This window comes from Enterococcus raffinosus (genome assembly GCF_018917525.1).
GTDB lineage: Bacteria > Bacillota > Bacilli > Lactobacillales > Enterococcaceae > Enterococcus_A > Enterococcus_A raffinosus_A.
The window spans coordinates 1-4,621 of sequence record NZ_JAHLOS010000078.1 but is presented as its reverse complement, the minus strand read 5'-3'; the positions used below and the strand labels follow the sequence as shown (position 1 = coordinate 4,621).

Here is a 4,621-nt window from a genome sequence, read left to right as displayed (position 1 = left end):
ACGCTTCTGCCGGAAAGAATCCGATCCGAGGAGGCTCATTGTCAAGGGCAATCGGAGCAATAACACCAAGAGATTCACAACACCTTATAATTTTTGTCAAAAAAAGTGTTGCCATTCCATGAGATCCTTTCAAAAGAATGTATTACTCCACAGTTGCGAGTTACATTTTTAGTTCTCACTTCTTTTATATTTTTTTTCTTGGTTACAATCACTGTACTTTTGGTCATACATCTGGGATATACATCAGAGTTTAGCTTTTCTAAATCTTGTTTTAAATTGAAATACTGTTTACTCAATTCCCTCCTTTTGATAATTATTTCTTTCATCAACTTTCGAATTGCTACCTCATTAATTTCCAATTATTTCCTCCTTTCATCTATAAATACTTTTTAAAAATAAATATGAAACCAGTAATTTATAGTTAAAATTAAAAAGGAACGAAAATCTTTGAGCGATTTTCCTTCCTTAGCTTTTATCTTGTTTTGATTATTAGATGTGATACGCCCCAGTTTTTTTATTTAATCTTCAATATGTTCTATTCTTCGAAAAGCATTTTTAATTTTCTAGGTGCTTTTTGATAGGCTATGGTCTGAAATATCTCTCCTTGGACAACTAACCTAGTATTTCCTTCAATATCACCACAAGTTACAAGGGTTACTAATTTTTTTGCCTCAACATCATCTATCAATTGTACTTGACTGGGATCAACTATTTTTTTCATGACTACTTTATATATGTAGATTTTCTTCAAATCCGTTAAATATATTCTAGTATCAATGCTAACATCATCTAAAGGCGTGAATAGTAACTTAGGATCGCTTGTTCTATGGCTTGCAAGGGCATAATTCCCTTCTCCCATCTTTTGTTCTTCTTTTAATGTACCTGCACCAGTTAGTAAGACCTTATTATCTACACCTTTCAGAATAGGAAGTTCTATTTTTACTTCAGGAATATTTATACCTCCTATTACAGGTAAATCGTTATTCTTAAATTGCTCTTTTAACACCATTTCAGAATCAATAGATTTCACTGAATCAAAGTCGTAATTTGCTTTTTTCTTAAGGTTTTTTTCTACATCACTTACAGTATATTGGGAAATTCTATTAGTTTCTGTTTGTCTACTTATCATAAATGTCTTAATTTGATTGTTGAAGATTAACATCAAACCGACCACTAGTAGCAGAAAACAAACGATACTCGAAAATTTTATTTTTCTTAAAATCGTCAATCTTTTCCTCATCTTTCTTCATCATTTCATTATCAAAATACAAAATATTTCATATTGCTAATGTTAAGAAGTAAAAAGCTAAAAATCTGTTTTATTCTTAATCTAATTTACTCCTTTGTTTTGATTTTAAGAACTTAATTTCATATCTCAATATCTCATTTTTTGCCTTAATCAATTTTATTTTCTCGTTGGTTTCTTCAAGAATATCTTCATGTTTTGGTGAAAGCACCCCCTTTATTATGAATGCCATCAACAAAGTCACAAATACTACGAACACCATAAATACTAATTCCACTATCTTTTCTCCTTTGACAATTTAATTAATAAATCTACCTCCATTTTTAAAATATCGGATTCTTCTCTTAGTCTGTCTAACTCTTCATCAATTTTTTTTATTTCAGTTTCTCTTTTCTCCAAATTATTATTGACAAGTTTCTTTTTATAATTGAAATGTTGAAAAAACATATAAAATATACACAGAGCCAGCAAGCCAACAAAAATAGAAATTTCCATACTTATCCCCTCACAGCATTCATAAGCTAATCTTCGACAAACGAATTTAATTCTGAAAATGCTAGCAGCATTCGCTCCACAATACTACATTAATATCAGGTATTGGTTTATGGCTTATAATCAAAATTCATATTCGTAAGAGAGTTTAATTGAAATTTAGCAAACACTTATGGACATTTTATGTGTTATAGTCTTCTTATTTGATTGAATCATGAAAATCAAAAAGTATTCTGATGTCTTTTCTAACTTTCAAACAAAATTTTAGGTCTATTGAATGTAAAAAAGGATATTTATATAATGATGGGAGAAAAGGATACAATTGATAGACACCATTGAATAATACCAATCTTGATATTTAGATTTTTCCTAGATAGAAAGGCCCGATAAAACATCAAAAAAAGGAATAAAGTCCTCTAAAAAAAGGATAATGTCATATTTAATATACGGAATATTTTTGAGAATTTAATTTCGAGGTATAAAAAGGTGTTATCAAGTGAGGGTATGATGATCCAAAATATTTCTATTGTGAATTGTTCTGATAGATTAAAGTACACAGTATTACAATTTCAAGCTAAATAAAAAGATACAACTGGTCCATTTTTACAAATGAGCAATAATAAAAAAGTGAAAGATTCACTGCAAAATAAACTTAAATATCCGCCTAATTAATTTTTGAGATTCGGCGGATATTTCTGTCTCTAATAAGAAATCTTTGAGTCAGTCCTATAACAGCTATTTGAATTGAGATAAAACCTAGTTAGTAATTTCCCAAAGTTTTGAAACTTCTCTTTTCTAGTCATTAACAATTTTCTATCTATTATATCAACTGCTTCTTAATCTTCTCAAAAATTTTCCTTCGAAATCGATAAGCGATTTCGCATTTTTCTCCATTCGACATGGTTAATATACGATTTCTTTCATCAATTTTAATTACATTTCTGCTATTAACTAAAATCCCCTGATGAATTTGAAGTAGATCCGGATAGGAAATCAGGATTTGTTTTAACGTTCCTCTAAATTCATCCAAGCTTGATCGAGTATGCATCTCCAGAATCCCTTTTTTACCGTTGGTACAGATAAACATAATGTCATGAAATGGATATCTATAAAAAGATCCGCTTGTTTCAATTACAAAGTATCTTTGCTGAGTTGCTTCTAATTTGAGAACTTTTTCGATACAGCGTGAAAAAGCCTCCTTAAGGTTATCTTCCTGATCCTTTACAATGTAATCTAGGGCCTTCAATTGTAAACGAAAAGCAAGAGGCATTTGTTCACCATCTGTCGTTATAAAAATCAAATCGCCCTGAGAATCAAATCTTCGAATTTCTTGAGCAAGGCGAATTCCGTTCATCTCAGTAGATAGATGAATATCTAGAATATATAATCGCTTTTCTCCAATAGGACGTTCCTCACCGCATTCCATTAACAATGTATACGGATCAGAAAATGAGAGAACCACGCTTACCTCTTCGTTGTTCTGAAGAATTTCCTTAATCAATTGTGTATAATATTGCCTTTGATGTCTATCATCTTCGCACAAAATAACTTTGATCATGTTGTTTTAGACCCTTCAATAATAATAACTTGAATATATCGATCTTCTAGAATTTGCGTCCTCAGCAAAAACGGTGCTTCAGCCAAGCAGCTTTCCAAACTAGCTAATCCAAATCCTCGGTTTTCCCCTTTCGTAGAGAACCCCACTCTCCGATGTTCATGTAGCGGCGGTAAATTATCACGACAGGTGTTTTCGACAATTATACAAATATCACAACCTTCTTGTATGACTCCAAGGTTTAATTCTCCTTCCCCCAAAAATGCCAGCTCTTCAAGGGCATTGTCCAAAATAATACCTAATCCTCGAAGCAAATTAGGCAAACAAAATTCAGGAAAACATATATTGCTGTCAATTTCCATTGATAAATGGATACACTTCGGATCGAGAATACCTAATTTTGTATGAAATAGACTCTTCAAAGGAATGCTATCTAATTTTTCAAGAGCTGAGAGATTGTACGTTAGTTTTGAAAGCTGATTACTTGGTTTTTCAATGTATTCTTCAAAGTATTCTTTGATTTCATTAATTTGACCTTTTTCGATTATCAACTTCATTCCAAGACAAAGATTGTGGAAATCATGCTTGAAATTACGAATTTGTTGGGCATTCTTCGCTAACTCCTGATAATAAAATTTACTATTTTCAAGTTCTGCTTTTTCTTGGGCAATTCGTGTTCGTTCCGCAAATGTTCGCTGAGCAAACAGTAAGACCACTAATAAGAAAAATAAAATAGCACATAGAGCCGTTATTATTGTAAATTTTAACAATGTTCCTGAACTAGCCGCATTAATGCCTGGAAGATCGTTCCTCCAAATACTGTATAGAAATCCTATTAGTGTTAATACCGTAATGAAGATCATTGTCAATTCAGTATGAATATATTTTTTATACAACCATGTCTCAAATTTTGATAAAAAAAATTGACAAAACACATAAAAGAAAGTTTGAAATAAGACGATCATCCACCATTCCATTTTACTAGAAAGAAAAGGAATTATCGGCGATATAGTGGTTTGTAATAACAGATTGTTACAAAAAAATAAAGATGAAAAACTAAATGATGTTATAGGATTATTCTCTGAAAAAAATAAAAACCCTAGAATCAGAAGAAATGTAGTAATTGTTCCAATTACTACAAATACATAATTTTGCATAAAAAATATGCATATGAAAACACCAATCAAAAGAAATACTTGTTTCTTGTTTCTAGGACGTGTCTGAAAACCCAATAAAAATATGGTATGCTCTGATAAAAACGACTGGAGCAGGATAACGAATGGCACAACCACGACGATATGAACTGAGCGATGAGCAATGGGATCAGA

Annotated in this window: 6 protein-coding genes; all 6 read right to left on the bottom strand. The window is 31.2% G+C overall.

The genetic code is table 11. The features are described 5' to 3' along the window. Positions 1-74: 74 nt before the first annotated feature. On the bottom strand, positions 75-359 hold the full coding sequence (locus KQI58_RS22235; RefSeq protein ID WP_216411115.1) for a hypothetical protein: 285 nt from the start codon (positions 357-359) through the stop codon (positions 75-77). A gap of 176 nt (positions 360-535) precedes the next feature. Then, positions 536-1,228, bottom strand: a complete 693-nt coding sequence (locus tag KQI58_RS22230; protein WP_253296094.1) for a class A sortase — start codon at positions 1,226-1,228, stop codon at positions 536-538. A gap of 97 nt (positions 1,229-1,325) precedes the next feature. After that, positions 1,326-1,523, bottom strand: a complete 198-nt coding sequence (locus KQI58_RS22225) for a hypothetical protein (RefSeq protein WP_216411113.1) — start codon at positions 1,521-1,523, stop codon at positions 1,326-1,328. After that, positions 1,523-1,741 carry a hypothetical protein gene (locus tag KQI58_RS22220; RefSeq protein ID WP_127978956.1) on the bottom strand — a complete coding sequence of 73 codons (219 nt, stop codon included), beginning with the start codon at positions 1,739-1,741 and terminating at the stop codon, positions 1,523-1,525. Before KQI58_RS22220 ends, KQI58_RS22225 begins: the two co-directional genes overlap by 1 nt. 817 nt (positions 1,742-2,558) lie before the next feature. Next, positions 2,559-3,296, bottom strand: coding sequence for a LytR/AlgR family response regulator transcription factor (locus KQI58_RS22215; RefSeq protein WP_216411112.1), 738 nt, complete (start codon positions 3,294-3,296; stop codon positions 2,559-2,561). After that, the coding region (locus KQI58_RS22210; RefSeq protein WP_216411111.1) for a GHKL domain-containing protein at positions 3,293-4,621 on the bottom strand (1,329 nt) is incomplete at its 5' end. The genes KQI58_RS22210 and KQI58_RS22215, both read right to left, overlap by 4 nt.